We start from the raw sequence: 16,191 nt of genomic DNA, 5'->3' as shown, positions 1-16,191 counted from the left end.
CCGACTTCGGTGTAAGATTTACCCGCTGCGTAAAATCGCCGCCTGCCCATTGGGAAAATACCCGCACTACCGCGCAAAGGAGGCTGAAAAGATGCCATCCGTACCTTCACCCTTTAGGGGCCGCAAGAAATCCGAGCCTCCTAGTAAGCCCACTTCCCTGGCGGTACCACCGGAGCGCGCCATCGAACATTGCCGCGTCTTTGTGGATGGCGAGGCGCTTCCCGGGGAGTATTCCACCAGCTCCGCGCTGGAAGCCATAGAGGAATACGGCCGCGGATTCATTTGGGTGGGCCTCCATGAGCCCTACGAGTCCCAAATGACCAAAGTGGCCGCCCAGTTCGGCATCCACGAACTTATCGTGGAAGACGCCGTTATGGCCCACCAGCGCCCTAAGCTCGAGCGTTACGATGATCAGCTCTTCGTGGTCGCGCGTTCCGTGAACTACCGCGATCACGATGAGGTCACGGATAAGCGCCAGATCATTTCCACGGGTGAGATCCAGATGATCATGGGGTCCAACTTCATCATCACCGTGCGCCACGGCGCAAAACTGCCCAACCTGGCTTATACGGTAGAAGATGAGCAGGATTTGGTAGAGCTTGGCCCGGTGGCCATGGCCTGGAAGATCCTGGATATGATGGTGGACCGCTACTCGGAGATTTCCCGCCTTATCAGTATCGAGGTCGATGAGCTGGAAGAAGAAATCTTCACCCCGAACCTCAAGTTTGATGTGGACCGCATCTACATGTTTAAGCGTGAGGTGCTGGAGATGAAGCATGCAATTGACCCGCTCTCAGTGGCGCTGAAGTCCATGGTTTCTGACCACAAGGATTTAATTTCCAAACAATTGCGCTCCTACCTGCGCGATGTCAACGACCATGAGCTTGTGGTCAAGGACCAGGTCTCCAGCTTCGATGAGCGTCTTACTTCGCTTATCGACGCCTCGGTAGCCAAGGTAACCATGCAGCAGAACTCCGACATGCGCACGATTTCCGCGGTCGTTGGTATGTGGGCCGCGCCTACCCTGGTGGCGGGTATCTACGGGATGAACTTCGACATCATGCCGGAGCTACACTGGGCGCTGGGATACCCCATGGCGATTATCATTATGATCTTGGTCGTTGTGGGCCTGTGGGCTTGGTTCCGAAAGAACCACTGGCTTTAATCCATCCGGTACGCTCGTGCACTATGAGCGATATCACTGTTTACGGCGCTACCGGGCTGGTCGGCCAATTGGTGGCGCGCTACCTTGCCTCGATTAACGCGCCCTCTGTGACTCTGGCCGGCCGGAACCGACCGGTGCTCGCCGCGCTGCGCGATGAACTCAATCAGCACTGGGACATCGCCATCGCCGCCGCCGATGATGCCGACGCTGTGGAGCACATGGTGGAAAATACCAAGGTACTAATCACCGTGGTCGGACCCTACAGCCTGTATGGCGGCCACGTCGTTGCCGCCTGCGCGCGCCATGGCGTAGATTATGTTGACCTCTGCGGTGAGGTTCCCTTTATTCGCCGCAGCATCGATTCCCACCACGCCACCGCCCAATCCACGGGTGCGCGCATCGTTCACTCCTGCGGCTTTGATTCCGTCCCTTCGGATATTGGCATGCTCAATCTCTACCAGGCGGCAGGAAAGCCGTTTGCACGGGTGCAGATGGTCGTCGACAAGCTCAAAGGCGGAATCTCACCAGGCACCATCGAGTCTTCCCTGCAGGTCTCGCATGCCGCGCACGCGGATAAAGATGTAGCCCGCAACCTGCACAATCCTTACTCACTGGACCCGGATCCCAAGGCCGGGCCACACTTAGACGGCCTCCAGAATGACTTCGAAATCAAAGAAATCGACGGCGTGGGCTGGGTAGGACCATTTTTCATGTCCATGTTCAATACCCGCGTGGTGCGCCGCTCTAACGCTCTGCTCGGGCGCGCGTGGGGCACACGCCTGTTTTACAAGGAAGCATGGTGGGCTGGCACCGGTCTTCCCGGTCGCGCCCGCGCCTATGGGCTGGCGCTCGCCACCAAGCTACTTTTTGATGGCACTCAGTCGCGCCTGCGCCCACTAGTGGAAAAGGTCTTGCCCACCCCCGGACCTAACGGCGCACATTTCCAGGTCAGCCACCACGGCATTACCGAAGATGGCCAACGCTGGCGAGCAACCGTGTCGGCACAAGGCGACCCGGGCTATGAAGTCACCGCAATGATGCTGAGCCAGGCTGCGCTCTGCTTGCTCGATTCGCGCTCCGGTACTAGCCGCGCAGGCGGCGTACTCACCCCGGCCACCGGACTTGGAAAGACCTATCTGCAGCGGCTTTCCGCCCACGGCATGTCTTTTACCGCCGCTCGGATGAACTAGCGCAGAATCATAGTGCGCAAGGTGGTGCGGGCGATAAGCTCGCGGCCTTGCCGCATCTCGACGCTCCACACATGGGTGCGGCCGCCCAGCTGCACCGGCGTGGCCACGGCTTCTAACTCGCCTTCGCCTGTGGAGCGAATGAAGTCGCTGGAGTTATTGACGCCGACTGCGGGGGCGTCGGCAGCCGCCACGCTGGCAATGGAGGCCACGGTTTCTGCGATGGAGCAATACAACCCGCCGTTGGCTACTCCCCAAGGTTGGTGATGCTCCGGCAGCACCTGCAGTTTCGCACGGACCTCGCGCGGGCCCACGTGGGTGAACTGCAGTCCTAGCAATTCCGCAAGGCCACCGTTTAAGGCATTGAGAGACTCCAGTTCTTCTGCGTTGAGCACTCGCGTGTGCGCGAGGTGGAGCAAGTCATTGAGTTTCTGCGTATCCGACATAGTCCACCAGCCTAGCCATTGATGCCAGCCTCGCAGCCTAGTGACGTAGGATAGGCAGCATGACTGATAAGAATGAACTTGCTCAGATTGGCGTCGTGGGATTGGCGGTCATGGGCTCTAATTTGGCCCGTAACTTTGCCCGCAACGGCAATACCGTAGCGGTGTATAACCGCAGCCCTGAAAAGACTCATGCACTCATTGAGGCCCACGGTGAGGAAGGCAACTTCGTGCCCTCGGAAACCATCGAAGACTTTGTGGCTTCCTTGGAGCGCCCGCGCAAGGCAATCATTATGGTCAAGGCTGGCAAGGCCACCGATGCCGTCATCGATCAGCTGGCCGAGGCCATGGATGATGGCGATATCATCATCGACGGCGGCAATGCCTTGTTCACTGACACCATTCGCCGCGAGAAGGACGTAGCCGCCCGCGGCAAGCACTTCGTCGGTGCCGGAATCTCCGGTGGCGAGGAAGGCGCGCTCAACGGTCCGGCCATCATGCCCGGCGGCCCCAAGGAGTCGTGGGAGACCCTCGGCCCGATTCTTGAGTCCATCGCTGCCAACGTGGACGGCACTCCGTGCGTAACCCACATTGGTGCGGACGGCGCCGGCCACTTTGTGAAGATGGTCCACAATGGTATCGAGTATGCCGATATGCAGGTCATCGGCGAGGCTTATCAGCTGCTGCGCTATGGCGCAGGCATGGAGCCGGCCGAGATCGCAGAGGTATTCCGCGAATGGAATTCCGGCGACCTTGATTCCTACCTCATTGAAATCACCGCCGAGGTTCTGGCCCAAAAGGATCCGGAGACTGGCGCTCCGCTGGTCGACATCATCGTGGACGCCGCCGGCCAGAAGGGCACCGGTCGCTGGACTGCCATCAATGGATTGGAACTCGGCGTTCCGATTACCGGTATTGCCGAATCCGTCTTCGCCCGCGCGCTGTCCTCCTCCACCGCGCAGCGCAGTGCCGCCCAAGAAGGCCAGCTTCCCGCCGGCACCATCAAGGCGCTCGATGTGGACAAGGCCGAGTTCATCGAGGATGTGCGCCGCGCGCTCTATGCCGCCAAGCTCATTGCCTACTCCCAGGGCTTTGACGAGATTAAGGCTGGGTCCGAAGAATTCGGTTGGGACGTTGACCCGCGCGATCTAGCAACCATCTGGCGCGGCGGCTGCATCATCCGCGCCAAGTTCTTGGATCGCATCCGCGCAGCCTATGACAATAATGCGGACTTGCCCGCCCTCATCCTCGATCCCTACTTCAAGGGCGAGCTGGAAGACCTCATCGACCCATGGCGCCGCGTGGTCGTCGCCGCTACCCAGCTGGGACTGCCGGCACCGGTCTTTGCGTCATCTCTCTCCTACTACGACAGCCTGCGTGCCGAGCGTCTGCCGGCCGCTCTCATTCAGGGCCAGCGCGATTTCTTCGGCGCCCACACCTTCAAGCGCACCGACAAGCCAGGCACCTTCCACATTGAGTGGTCCGGTGACCGCAGCCTGACCCAAACCGACTAGATTCGCAGTGACGTAATCGGGGCCCTTCGGGGCCCTTTCGCCTTTTCCAAGCAGGTCTTTCTCGTGGAATGCGGCGATCCGCCACGCTGCCGATAGGATAGGAAAGCGATGACTACCTTTGCCGATCTCGGCCTTCCCCAGCGCCTGGTACACGTTCTGCACAACGAAGGCATTACCGAACCGTTTCCTATTCAAAAAGCCGCGATTCCCGACGCCCTTGCAGGCAAAGACGTACTCGGCCGCGGCCCTACCGGGTCGGGCAAGACCTATACTTTTGGCTTGCCCCTGCTCGCCCGCCTTGCCGGAATCGGTGCTTCCAAGCCTGCTCATCCCCGGGCGCTTATCCTCGCCCCGACCCGCGAGTTGGCTACTCAGATTCATCAGCGCCTTGATGAACCTGCGGCAACGCTGGGCTTAAGAGTGCTTGCTGTCGTGGGTGGGGTAAATATTAATCACCATATCCGCTCCCTCGCCCGCCCCGTTGATGTTCTTGTCGCTACCCCTGGCCGTGCCCAGGATCTAATTGACCAGGGCAAACTGCATTTGGATGCGGTCCAGATTACTGCACTGGATGAAGCTGACCAGATGGCCGATATGGGCTTTTTGCCCCAGGTACGCAAGCTTCTGCGCCTGACTCCGGCTCAAGGCCAGCGCTTGCTGTTCTCGGCGACGCTTGACGGCGACGTCAACAAACTGGTGGAGCAATTCCTCCACGATCCGGTGGTCCACTCCACTGCCCCGGTGCAAGCTGCAGTGGATTCCATGTCCCATCACCTCTTTTTCGTCGGCGAGCGGCCCACCCGCAACGAGGTGGTGCTGCGCATTGCTGCCCGCCAAGGCAAAACCATCATGTTCATGCGCACCAAGCACGGCGTGGACAGGCAGGTCAAGAAATTGCGTCGCTCCGGCATCAACGCTTATCCATTGCATGGCGATAAAGGCCAAGGCGCGCGTACCCGCGCAATCGAAGGCTTCGCCGATGGCAGCATTCCAGTTGTGGTCGCCACCGATATTGCCGCCCGCGGTATCGATATTGCAGACGTTTCACTCGTCGTGCACGTCGATCCGCCCGCAGAGCACAAAGCCTATCTCCATCGCGCCGGCCGCACGGCACGCGGCGGCGCTGCGGGTACCGTAGTCACTTTGGTCATGGATGAACAACGCAAGGAAGTAGCCGCGCTCATAAAGAAAGCCGGAGTCACAGCTACGGAGCACGATATTTCTCACCGTGACAATCCTGCAGGCTCTCCAATACTCAAGGAAGTTACGGGCGCTCGCAAACCCAATGGCCCCGCCCTTCCCCCACCAGGGCATGCCGCACCCCAGAAGCCGGCACAGCCTGTCAAGAAGTCCAATTCCCAACGCCGCCGCTCGGGCGGCAAAGTCGCCCGCCGCCGTCGCCGCTAAGTCAAGGAGGTAAACGCTCATGCGCATCTTGAGCCCTGAGGACTGGAGTGCTCAACAGCATGAACATGAAAAGCAAGCCACCGACCGCTTGGAGCGCTTCCGGCATCCTGGCAGCTACCACCCTGTTTTCGACTTTCTCTTTGAGTACTACCCCGTGCGACCTTCTCACCTAAAGCGTTGGCACCCAGGTGTTGGAACAGCGCTTAAAGGCGCTCCTCCACACGCCGAATGGCGGAATTACCACGCCACCCCAGAAGGCATCACCGTTGACCTCGCCAGCTTTCTAGAGCGTCGTGGTGACACGGTTCGCTATATATCCAATCTGCTCCGGCGCTCTGCCACCAATCCGGCCCACTTTGACTGCTTCGGTCTGCATGAATGGGCAATGGTTTACCACACGGATTCCCCGCGTCATTCGCTGCCCTTGCGGCTCGGTGCGGACGGCACCAACCGGGTTGTCGATGAGCACTCAATTAAGTGTTCTCACTACGATGCCTTCCGGTTCTTTACTCCTCCCGCTCGGCCTCTTAACCTCACTGTCCTGCACCGTGAAGATCAGCCCGACAATGACCAAGCAGGCTGCGTACACGTCACAATGGATTTATATAAGTGGGCCTGGAAGCTGGGACCACTAGTTCCAGGCAAACTTTTCCTTGAGTGCCTGGATCTGGCGATTGAAGCACGCATCCTTGACATGGAGGCATCTCCTTATGACTGCCGTGATTGGGGACTTGGCGTCGTGCCTATCGAAACCCCTGAGGGCAAGGCCGAGTACGTCTCTCGCCAGAGAACCTTGGCACAGAAAGCCAAGCCGCTGCGAGACCGGCTTGTCGCTGTGATAGATCAGGCACTTGCCCCGCTAGAATGAGCCACTAACAACGGCAGTTTGCTTGGGAGGAAAATACCACATGGCACGGCATTCAAACGGGAAAAATAGCTTCGCAGTAGCGGGATGGGTTATCGCGGTGGCTATTATCGCTCTGCTGGCCATAGTCGCCTTGGTGGTCTTCCTATTGCGCGACGCGGGCAACGACGACGGCGAAGACTCCGCCGCACCCGCCGCACCCGCCGCAGTGGAAAGCAGCACCGAATCTGCACCGGAGACCAGCACGACAGCTGCCTCCAGTGCTTCCACGTCCGCCGCGCCCACGAGCTCTTCTTCCCCGAAGAGCTCCGCTCCAGCGAAGAATTCCGCAGCAGCTCCCAAACCCGATGTGACGATGGCGGCAAATACGCTCCTACTCTTGGATACCTCTTCGGCAATGGCGCCGATGTACGGCCCTGTGTCCGAAGCCTTGAGCACCACTGCTTCTGACCTAGCCGCGGACGGCGGGGCAGTCTCGTTGTGGAACTACTCCTCTCCTATCTCTGAGACCGCCGCGGTTGGTTTCCGCCAAAACCTAGGCTTTGGCGATGGCAACGCTGTATCCGGCACGCTCGGTGGCTTTGGAACCGGCGGTGTTCCGCAAACGCGCAGCGCCGTTGTAGCAGCTGTCGCGAATGCCGCCGATCAAGCCGCAGGAACTGGCGACAAAGCACGGGTAGTCGTAGTAACTACTGGCACCGAGCAAGACATGGATGAGGCGCAATTCACGTCCGCTCTTGAAGACGCCGCCTCCAAGGACGTTTCCCTCAGCGTCATCCATGTCGGTGAAGGTAATGTCGATGCCGCACTGAAGTCCGCAGCTGATAGCTTCACCTCCGTTGACTCAGCCGATAAGGCCACGGTCTCTGAAGCAATTACTAAGGCCGCAGGAGTCTAATACGCGCCTCTTTCTTTTTCACGGCACCGAACGACGACTCGTTCGGTGTCTTTATTGTCGGCCCATAGTAACTAGTGCTCTCCTACACTGCGAACCTACGGGTACTTCACCAGTTATTAGCTCAGAGGCGGCTCGGGCTCTAAGTCAGAGCTCGACCTCAATCCTGCGAGCCACACAGCGCGGAAAAGTACTATTTTGCATGGTGCTCTTATGGCGATAGAGATCAAAAATCCACCCTTCTTCCCCGTGAGCTGGGAAGCAGGGTGGGTTCTGTGTGGACGAGCTTAGGAGCTCTTGCGCTTGCGACGAGCAGCCAACTCGTCGAGGCCGACTACATTGTCTTCGGCGAAGTCTTCGATGCGCTCCGAAGGGAAGGAAGAAATGGTGCCGGATAGTTCCTTCAAGATGCCCGGAACCGCAATGCCGAAGACGCCTTGACCGCCAGCGAGCAAGTCAATCACCTCATCGTTGGAACGGCATTCATAAACGGTAGTGCCATCGGATACGAGGGTGAGTTTTGCCAAGTCATTGACACCACGATCCCGAAGGGACTCAACTGCCAAACGGATATTCTGCAGGGAGATGCCTGTGTCCAGCAGGCGCTTAACGATCTTGAGTACCAGTACATCCTTGAAGGAGTACAGGCGCTGGGAACCCGAGCCGCGCGCTGTACGGATCGAAGGGTTGACCAGGTTGGTGCGAGCCCAATAGTCCAGCTGGCGGTAGGTGATGCCCGCTACCTGGCAAGCGATGGGAACGCGGTAGCCCACTTCTTCGTCGGGCCCGACGTCAAAAAGCGACTCCTGCACATAGGTGGATCCGGACTGGGAGTCCTCGTTAATGCTCACGTAATTACTCCAATGGGGTTTGTTGGAAGTTCTAAAGATCAATTAAAAGCCAAGCGCATACGCCCGTCAAGCGCTGCTTGCTCAACTGTCAAGTACAACTTTAGACTTCTCAAACCCCATTGTCACCATTAGTCACACGCGTGTCATTAACTTTTTTCGTCATCATCCCCTGAAAGGAAATCCTTTTCCTCCATACCCAAAGACCTCATCATGGCTTCAAAATCGGCATCTGCCTGCGCATTTCCCGATGCTGAGGTCGAGGATTCACTGCTTTCGCTGGTCGGTAGATTATCGCCTGCGCCGGGGGTGGAAATTTCTAGGTCGAAGTACTCTTTCACATCCGCATCGCTGGCATAAACAGATACCTGGGCAAGGAGATCTGCTTCGGCTGAAATAGGGACGTTGAAATATTCGGATACCGCGAGTGCATCGATTAACCGAGAGTCATAAACTTCCCCGTTCGGAGCCTTAATATCCACCATGAAGGTTCCCTGGTGGTAGTTGGCAATTTCAATCGCCTCTACCCCGCCAGTGCCCTCTAGCACCTCGCAGATAAGATCGTGCGAGGTGGGACGGTTTGGCTGGTGTCCGTCTAAGACTGCAGCCAGTTGCATGCCCTCGATGGGAGAAATCCACACGGGAATCAAACGCTCTTCTTCGGGCCAGCGCAGCAAAGCGCACACATCGTCTTCGGGGCCGACTTGGTGGATACCGTGAAACTCTAGGGATACATCGCTCATAAATACCACTCTCCCACAAAGACGGGAGGACGTGTGTATTAGGAGTGGTATTCCTCGCGCAGATCCGACTTCACCAGCGTCGCATGCAAGGAGACCACGAGAGCGGTCATTTGCTGAGAGATTTCCTCCGCCTTCTGATGCGCGGTATCAGAGTTTGAGTGCGCCACGGGAGCCGCCGCCTGGGAGATCAGATCCGCCTGACGGCGGGCGTTATTGCGCAGGGACTTAAGTTCACGGGCGCCAAAACCGAAGGCCTTAAGCGCCACGGCGGCAGAGACGATGGCTACGTCGTCGGTATTGAAAAATCCGGCGGCATCCGGGCGGATGAGGCCATATTTAACCAAGGAGGCTACATCATCTTCGCTGGCACTAGCCTGGGTAGCTACCTCCACATCTGTCAGACGGGTGACCACAGGGGCCTTAAACTGCTGCGGCGAGAGCAGAGTGTCCGCATTTCCTGCGGAAACGATCGCGGTAACTTGGCCGGAATCCATGGCTTCTAGCTGCTCACGAATAACCTTTAGCGGCGTATAGTTATCACGCTGAGTGGTGAGAATATACCGCAGCCGGTCCACGTCTTCTTGGGTGAAGCGGCGGTAGCCCGAGGCCGTGCGCTGTGGACTGATGAGCCCCTCAGATTCAAGGAAGCGAATCTTAGACACCGTGACGTCTGGGAATTGCTGATTCAACGTCTCCAAAACCACGCCAATGGACATGGTCTTTGGCTTCTTAGCTTTAGGGCTGGTGCGGCGTACTGCTGCTGCCGAAGAATCTGCTGCGCTCACTGTGTCTATCTCTTAGGGGTACTGAAAGTTCTTATCGTGCCATAAGCAGACTACACCGCCCCTCCTAATAAGGAAGCGCGGCTAGTCTACGTGAAAAAATTAGCTCTGGTTAGCGATGAAAACCAAGCGGAACTTGCCAATCTGGATTTCGTCTCCCACCTCGAGCACCTGGGAGTTGCGGGGCTCGCGGTTAACGTAGGTTCCGTTCAGAGATCCCACATCAACTACCTCAAACTTGCCGTCATCATTCTTGCGAAACTCCGCGTGGCGGCGGGACACCGTAACGTCATCGAGGAAGATGTCTGCCTCAGGGTGGCGGCCGGCGGTAGTAGTCGCCTGATCCAGCAAGAAGCGGGCACCCGCGTTCGGGCCACGCTTTACCACGAGGAGGGCCTGACCTTCCGCCAGGTTGTCGGTGCCGGCAGTGGGAGTATCGTTGCCATTCGCGCCGTTTTCCATCTCCTTGAGCAGGTCTGCGCGGAATACAGATGTGGTCTCTACCTGTGGTTCCGGGGTTCCGGTGTTCTCGCTCATTGTTACCTCCGGGGATTAGTTACGAGTTACTTATAACAATACTAGCGACTCATGTGAGTCCGTGGCCCCTTCGCGGGGAATTATTTCACCGGAAAATGTTTCCGATGCCGCTCAGCACGGAATTTCCCTTGCCCGCAAGGGGGTTATCGGACACCATGTAGGTCCATGTAGCACTCGGACGAGCAAGGCCAGCGTCATCGAGGTGCGCCCCAGCGGCGTCGATAAGCACGGTGCGGAAAGTCTCCACAGACTTGTCGACGGCCCGCTGGGCCAAGTCCTTAAACTCCCTCACCGCAATGCGGTGGTACTCATCGATCGGCGTCTCTCGTGCGATGGCGCGCAGGTGGATCGACTCGCGCACATCGTCCATAAGCTCTAGGTGGTCGGCCCAGGCCAAGTCCAAGTGATAGAGCATGATTTCGCGCGCGGCCTTGATGCGTGCTTCCTCAGGGACCTCCCGTAGCTCTGCTGTGCGCTCCGGAGCGCGTTGGGATAGTTCCTGCCAAGCTTGATCGGTATCCAATAGTTTGGCTCGGCGCTCATCAATAATGATGCGCTGATCGGCTAGGAGCTGATTGTACTTCCAGGTCTGGGCATGAATTTCGAGTAGTTGGCCCTCGGTCACTCGCTGGCAGTGTGCCACAAAATCGCTAACTCGCTTGGATTGAATGCGTCCGTCTTCTGCTGGTTGGGCACGCACAGTCTCTCCGTCGCCGCCTTGCTGGACCACATCGTCTTCAAGGGAGACGAAGAATAGGGACAGGCCCGGATCACCTTGTCGGCCTGCACGGCCGCGCAACTGGTTATCTAAGCGGGCGGTGCGGTGGCGGGAGGTACCGATAACCGCCAAGCCCCCCATTTCCGCTACAGCATCGTGGTCAGCCTCGTGAGCACCGCCCAGCTTAATATCGGTGCCGCGTCCGGCCATCTGTGTAGAGACGGTGACGCGTCCAATATCGCCGGCCTCGGCGACGATCTGTGCCTCCTGCTCATCATTTTTGGCGTTGAGCACATTGACCTCAATTCCCCGATCGCGGAGAGCATGCGCCAGATCTTCCGACTCGGCGACATCCTGCGTGCCCACGAGGATGGGCTGCCCCGTGGCATGAATGGTGGCAATTTCCTCCACGATGGCGGCGGATTTATCATCTACTGTCGCGAAAATGCGGTCTTGCTCATCAAAGCGTTGCAGCGGCTTATTGCGGCCGATCACGGATACATGAAGACCATAGAACTGCCGCAGCTGATCGGTCGCTTCCACCGCGGTACCAGTCATGCCGCACACACGTGGATAACGCCGCATAAGTTCTTGCAGCGTGATGGTGTCGAGGATGCGCCCGCCTTCAGAAACCTCTAGGCCTTCCTTGGCTTCTACTGCCGCTTGGAGCCCGTCGGGCCAGCGTTGTAGGTCGGCAACGCGGCCCCGGGAGGCGTCGATAAGCTGTAGCTTGCCATCCACCACGATGTAGTGGATGTCCCGGATAAGCAGGGCTTTGGCATGCAGGGCGAGGTTGACCTTCACCAAGATGGTGCCGATATTCTCCTCCGAATAAAGCGAATCAATGCCCAATTCCTGCTCCACGCGGCGGGCACCAGTCTCGGTCAGTTGAACGGTGCGGCCGTCCTCAGAGATGGAGTAGTCCAGCTTTTCGCGCAGCCGGGAAACCACATTGGTGATGTGCCCAGTGGGGGCCTCACCTGGCCGATTACCGGCCAGCACTAGGGGCACAAGGGCCTCATCCACTAGGACGGAATCGGCTTCATCTACGAGGGCAACGTCGCCGGCTGCCTGCACCGTGTGAGAGCGGTCGGTAATTTGGTTATCGCGCAACAAGTCAAAGCCCAGCTCGTTGACCGGTGCGTAGATAATATCCTGCGCGTAGGCAGCGCGGCGCTCATCCGGTGACATGCTCTCAGTTACCGAGGCAACGCTTAAGCCAAAGAACTCCACGACAGGGCGCATCCATTCGGCGTCGCGGGCGGCGAGATAGTTATTGACAGTGACAACGTGGACGCGTTTGCCAGTCAACGCGAAACCTGTAGCCGCCATGGCGCCTACCAAAGTCTTGCCTTCACCGGTTGCCATCTGGATAACGTCTCCGGTAAGTAGGCGCAGGACGGCCTGGGACTGGACGTTAAAGGGATGCATCCCCAGGGTACGCTCGCACGCTACTGCTAAGGCCGCGAGGAACTGTGCCTTATCTGCAATTTCGCCGCCTGCAACGGCATCGCGTGCAGCTTGGGCTACAGCTGCGTCGTCCTGCTGGCCCAATGCCCGGGCCGCTTCATCGGCTGAACCCACGATGGCCTTGGATTTCTTATCGTTACGCTCGCTTTGCGAGCCCATTGCCTTCCAGAACCAATCGAACGCGCCCATACCTCATCCTCCTTATTTGGATTGCTCTTATCGACTGTAGTCAACCTGGTATGGCTTGCGGGTAAGAGGCCCGTTATTGTAGTTCTCATGCAATCCGTCAACGTTAAGCTGCCTTCGAGCCGGGGTACTGAGATGGCCGGAACCATCGACTTCCCGGATTCTCCCCCGATCGCCTATGCCATTTTTGCCCATTGCTTCGCCGGCTCCCGCCACACTCCCGGCGCCGCCCGCACTGCGAAACAGCTCACAGAGTTCGGCATAGCCACTTTGCGTTTCGATTTTCCCGGCCTTGGCCAGTCCGCCGGCGAATTTGGCGATACTACCTTTAGCCAAAACGTTGATGATATCCATGCCGCTGCCGCCTGGCTGACGGAGAACTACTCTGCCCCACAATTACTCATGGGCCACTCCCTAGGTGGCGCCGCCGCGTTGAAGGCGGCCACCACCATGAAATCACTCAAGGCGGTAGCCACCATTGGCGCGCCCTTTGATCCTGCCCACTCCGTGCTGCACTATGCGGACAAAATCGGCGAGGTCGATGCCAACGGCGAGGTGGAAGTCATCCTCGGCGGCCGCGGCCTTATCATTTCCCGCAAGTTCCTCGAGGACTTGGCGGATACTAACCCCGAGGAATACCTGCCCAAGCTCCGGAAGCCACTGATGGTATTGCACTCGCCCATTGATCAAACGGTGGGCATAGACAATGCGCAAAATATCTTTCTGCTCACGCGCTACCCCAAATCCTTGGTTTCCTTGGACAAGACCGATCATCTGCTCACCAAGCAGGGCACGGCAGCTCGCGCTGCGGATCTCATCGGTGCGTGGGCCGAGCAGTTTATCGTTCCTGACTATCGGCCAGAAGAAGTAGGAACCGACGCCGCAGTTGCGCAGCCGGCAACCGGCACCAAATTCGGCGTGGTCGTCCGCCACAATGACCACAGCCTCAGTGCCGACCGCACGAAGAAGAATGGCGGCAAGGGTAAGGGCTTTACCGCCGAGGGCCTAATTATGTCCGCGCTGGCCACGGCCGCTACCCAAGCAGTCAAGGATGCCGGCAAGAGGCTTGCGCTTGACGACGTCCACGTGAGCATCACCCAAACCGGCCCCGCCAGCTTTGAGCGCCGCATCGAGCTTAAAGGGAACCTGTCTGCGTCAGAAGAAACCACGCTGCGCTCTGCCGCGAAGGACACCGATGTTGAGCGCATGCTTGGCAACGTCACCATCGTGGACGTGGACGCGCTCTAATGGCGGCTTATGATTCCTCGCGCCGCTGCCCGTGCGGCGCCGGCCTGACCTACGGCGAGTGCTGCGGCAAGTACCATGCCGGCACCAATGCCCCTACCGCGGAGGCGCTCATGCGCTCTCGCTTTAGCGCCTTTGTTACTGGCGACGAAGCCTATCTCCTCCGTACGTGGGATCCCGATACTCGCCCTGCAACACTCGATTTGGCTGATTCTCCCGTCCGGTTTTATCGCCTCGATATCCTGGCCACCCAAGCAGGCGGATTGCTCGATAATTCCGGCGTAGTGGAGTTTGAGGCCTTTTATAAAGGCGCGGCCATTGGCTCACAACGCGAACGTTCTTCGTTTCGCCGTGTCGGCGGCGCGTGGGTCTACTCCAGCGGCGAGTTTTAGCGCAGGTTACGCCCCAGATTTCACAGTAGAATCCTACTGATGTAATCTAGACGAGTCGCACAGTTCGACGGCGGGCTATGGCGCAGTTTGGTAGCGCACTACACTGGGGGTGTAGGGGTCGCAGGTTCAAATCCTGTTAGCCCGACAGAAAGTTCAGCCGGCACCTTCACGGTGCCGGCTTTTTCTATTCTGCGTTTACACCACAAGCAAGATCGCAATTCCTAAAAGAATTAAGACCGCTGGAAACAGTACGCTTTCCCACTCTTCCAGTGCTTCTGCAATGCCCGGCCGCGTGGCCACAAACCGCGCTGCCCACACTAGGGGCGCCACGAGGATTAAGAAGACCACGCAATAGATCGCTACCTCAGCTGGCGTAGAGGTGGTAAACACTGGTACATAAACGCCGATATTGTCGCCACCATTGGCAAAAGTCACCCCGGCTACAGCAAGTGCGCTCAGCCTTTTGCCCGAAACGTCCTCATCGTCATCTTCACCCCGGAATGCTTGCCCCGCTGCCCAGAGGCCCAGAAGCAATGGGATGAGCCCGAAGTAGCGAATCAATTCCTCAGGTAAAACGGCATTAAATCCCAATCCGACAATGGCAGAGGCCGCTAGTATGCCGAGAAACCCCAAATACTGCCCGGCCAGAATCGCGGGCGCCGTGCCCTTGCGTCCAGCACCCCGGGCGAAGAAGAGGGACAACACCACAATGTCATCGATGTTGGTGGCCACGAATAGTCCAGCAGCGGCTGCGAGAGTAGTAAGCACTCTCCTACCTGATCGCGTCATGACACTTGTCATGAAAATGTGATGACAGAGCCTATTCATTATTTTTTCTGGCTACGGATACTTTTCAGGTATGAGAACTACAGATCCATCTACTGCACAACCCCTGGCTATAGACGTATCCGGGGTCAGTAAAGTCTTTGCCACGGGGTCCTCCCACCCCGTCCATGCGCTCAGCGATATTTCCTTCAGCATCGCCCAAGGCGAGATCGTAGGCCTATTAGGCACCAATGGAGCAGGCAAAACCACCCTATTCGATCTCATCCTCGGGCTCACCACACCCACCTCCGGCAACATTTCCGTGCTCGGACACACACCGCACGCTGCGATCCGCGCGGCACAGATTGGCGCCGTGCTGCAAACCGGTGGCCTGCTACCTGAGCTCACAGTCTTGGACACCCTCAAGATGATTTCCTCTACCTTTCCTGACCCCCTGCCAGTCGAGGAAATTGTCAGACAGGCCGGACTAGACCTTATCCTGCACCGCCCAGTAGGAAAATGCTCTGGTGGCGAGCAACAACGCGTGCGATTCGCCCTCGCTCTTGTGGGCAATCCCCAAATCTTATTACTCGATGAGCCGACTGTTGGAATGGATGCTCATACACGTCGTGAATTCTGGTCCACCATGCACAGACAAGCAGACCAGGGACGCACCATTGTCTTCGCTACGCACTTCCTCGAAGAGGCAGATAATTTTGCAGAAAGAATAATTCTCCTGCATGAAGGAAAGCTGCGCGCAGATGCTAAGGCCACAGAACTGCGCGAACAGTCGGGCAAGCGCATAGTCGAGGCGAAATTCGACAGCACACCTCTAAATGCGAAAGAGCTACCCACCGTCGCCGAGTTTTCCTTGTCTGGCGGCTACGCTCGGATGACCACCCGTGACTCCGATGCACTTGCGAGCTATCTTCTCAATCACACCTCGGCCCATGACCTGACTATTCGCACACACTCTTTAGAGGACGCATTTCTTGCTTTGACATCATCCCAGTCCTAACCCGTCTCTCC

The 16,191-nt window shown here is 58.0% G+C and carries 16 protein-coding genes and 1 tRNA gene; 10 read left to right on the top strand and 7 right to left on the bottom strand.

Translation table 11 applies throughout. From position 1 onward, the window contains the following. Nucleotides 1–91: 91 nt before the first annotated feature. Together QP971_RS01710 and QP971_RS01705 are read left to right on the top strand one after the other, a co-directional pair. On the top strand, nucleotides 92–1,165 hold the full coding sequence (locus QP971_RS01710) for a magnesium and cobalt transport protein CorA (RefSeq protein WP_284810676.1): 1,074 nt from the start codon (nucleotides 92–94) through the stop codon (nucleotides 1,163–1,165). A 23-nt stretch (nucleotides 1,166–1,188) separates the two neighbouring features. Continuing rightward, nucleotides 1,189–2,355, top strand: a complete 1,167-nt coding sequence (locus tag QP971_RS01705) for a saccharopine dehydrogenase family protein (RefSeq protein ID WP_284810675.1) — start codon at nucleotides 1,189–1,191, stop codon at nucleotides 2,353–2,355. Here the strand turns inward: QP971_RS01705 and QP971_RS01700 are convergent. Continuing rightward, nucleotides 2,352–2,798 carry a PaaI family thioesterase gene (locus QP971_RS01700; protein WP_198493027.1) on the bottom strand — a complete coding sequence of 149 codons (447 nt, stop codon included), beginning with the start codon at nucleotides 2,796–2,798 and terminating at the stop codon, nucleotides 2,352–2,354. The two genes, QP971_RS01705 and QP971_RS01700, sit on opposite strands and share 4 nt — an antisense overlap. 59 nt (nucleotides 2,799–2,857) lie before the next feature. On the opposite strand from QP971_RS01700, the gene gndA reads away from it, so the two are divergent. The 4 genes from gndA (at nucleotide 2,858) to QP971_RS01680 (ending at nucleotide 7,479) form a co-directional block, all read left to right on the top strand. Beyond that, nucleotides 2,858–4,309 carry an NADP-dependent phosphogluconate dehydrogenase gene (gene gndA, locus QP971_RS01695; protein ID WP_005324746.1) on the top strand — a complete coding sequence of 484 codons (1,452 nt, stop codon included), beginning with the start codon at nucleotides 2,858–2,860 and terminating at the stop codon, nucleotides 4,307–4,309. A gap of 108 nt (nucleotides 4,310–4,417) precedes the next feature. Then, nucleotides 4,418–5,716, top strand: a complete 1,299-nt coding sequence (locus tag QP971_RS01690) for a DEAD/DEAH box helicase (protein ID WP_239274278.1) — start codon at nucleotides 4,418–4,420, stop codon at nucleotides 5,714–5,716. Nucleotides 5,717–5,735: 19 nt separating this feature from the next. Further along, nucleotides 5,736–6,584: a 3-methyladenine DNA glycosylase gene (locus QP971_RS01685; RefSeq protein ID WP_284810672.1), complete on the top strand. Its 849-nt coding sequence runs from the start codon at nucleotides 5,736–5,738 to the stop codon at nucleotides 6,582–6,584. A 40-nt stretch (nucleotides 6,585–6,624) separates the two neighbouring features. Continuing rightward, a complete protein-coding gene (locus tag QP971_RS01680) occupies nucleotides 6,625–7,479 on the top strand; it encodes a hypothetical protein (RefSeq protein ID WP_284810671.1) in 855 nt (284 codons plus the stop codon). A 284-nt stretch (nucleotides 7,480–7,763) separates the two neighbouring features. Here the strand turns inward: QP971_RS01680 and QP971_RS01675 are convergent, their stop codons facing one another. From QP971_RS01675 to secA2, 5 genes are all read right to left on the bottom strand, one after another. Beyond that, nucleotides 7,764–8,327 carry a MerR family transcriptional regulator gene (locus QP971_RS01675; protein WP_198493025.1) on the bottom strand — a complete coding sequence of 188 codons (564 nt, stop codon included), beginning with the start codon at nucleotides 8,325–8,327 and terminating at the stop codon, nucleotides 7,764–7,766. A gap of 146 nt (nucleotides 8,328–8,473) precedes the next feature. After that, nucleotides 8,474–9,067 (bottom strand): bifunctional nuclease family protein, encoded by a 594-nt coding sequence (locus tag QP971_RS01670; RefSeq protein WP_284788664.1) that lies wholly within the window; start codon nucleotides 9,065–9,067, stop codon nucleotides 8,474–8,476. A 38-nt stretch (nucleotides 9,068–9,105) separates the two neighbouring features. Further along, nucleotides 9,106–9,852, bottom strand: a complete 747-nt coding sequence (gene ftsR, locus QP971_RS01665; protein ID WP_269954259.1) for a transcriptional regulator FtsR — start codon at nucleotides 9,850–9,852, stop codon at nucleotides 9,106–9,108. Between the two features lie 99 nt (nucleotides 9,853–9,951). Next, nucleotides 9,952–10,386, bottom strand: a complete 435-nt coding sequence (gene odhI, locus QP971_RS01660) for an oxoglutarate dehydrogenase inhibitor Odhl (RefSeq protein WP_239274284.1) — start codon at nucleotides 10,384–10,386, stop codon at nucleotides 9,952–9,954. Between the two features lie 85 nt (nucleotides 10,387–10,471). Continuing rightward, nucleotides 10,472–12,763 (bottom strand): accessory Sec system translocase SecA2, encoded by a 2,292-nt coding sequence (gene secA2, locus QP971_RS01655; RefSeq protein WP_284810670.1) that lies wholly within the window; start codon nucleotides 12,761–12,763, stop codon nucleotides 10,472–10,474. A gap of 87 nt (nucleotides 12,764–12,850) precedes the next feature. Here secA2 and QP971_RS01650 point away from each other — a divergent pair, with 87 nt between their 5' ends. The 3 genes from QP971_RS01650 to QP971_RS01640 all read left to right on the top strand — a co-directional run bounded on the left by QP971_RS01650 (nucleotide 12,851) and on the right by QP971_RS01640 (nucleotide 14,542). Beyond that, entirely contained in the window at nucleotides 12,851–14,008 is a 1,158-nt protein-coding gene (locus QP971_RS01650) for an alpha/beta hydrolase family protein (RefSeq protein WP_239274286.1), read from the top strand. Next, complete coding sequence (locus QP971_RS01645; protein WP_239274287.1) at nucleotides 14,008–14,397, top strand: YchJ family protein; 390 nt, start codon at nucleotides 14,008–14,010, stop codon at nucleotides 14,395–14,397. The genes QP971_RS01650 and QP971_RS01645 overlap by 1 nt, the downstream gene beginning before the upstream one ends. 71 nt (nucleotides 14,398–14,468) lie before the next feature. Further along, nucleotides 14,469–14,542 (top strand) — tRNA-Pro (locus QP971_RS01640). A gap of 50 nt (nucleotides 14,543–14,592) precedes the next feature. On the opposite strand, the gene QP971_RS01635 is transcribed toward QP971_RS01640, so the two are convergent. Then, nucleotides 14,593–15,186: a cadmium resistance transporter gene (locus QP971_RS01635; RefSeq protein ID WP_431831070.1), complete on the bottom strand. Its 594-nt coding sequence runs from the start codon at nucleotides 15,184–15,186 to the stop codon at nucleotides 14,593–14,595. 70 nt (nucleotides 15,187–15,256) lie between these two features. Here QP971_RS01635 and QP971_RS01630 point away from each other — a divergent pair, with 70 nt between their 5' ends. Then, nucleotides 15,257–16,180 (top strand): ABC transporter ATP-binding protein, encoded by a 924-nt coding sequence (locus QP971_RS01630; protein WP_284810668.1) that lies wholly within the window; start codon nucleotides 15,257–15,259, stop codon nucleotides 16,178–16,180. Nucleotides 16,181–16,191: the final 11 nt, after the last annotated feature.

Source organism: Corynebacterium marquesiae, assembly GCF_030229635.1.
Lineage (GTDB): Bacteria > Actinomycetota > Actinomycetes > Mycobacteriales > Mycobacteriaceae > Corynebacterium > Corynebacterium marquesiae.
This window is presented reverse-complemented; position numbering and strand designations above follow the sequence as displayed.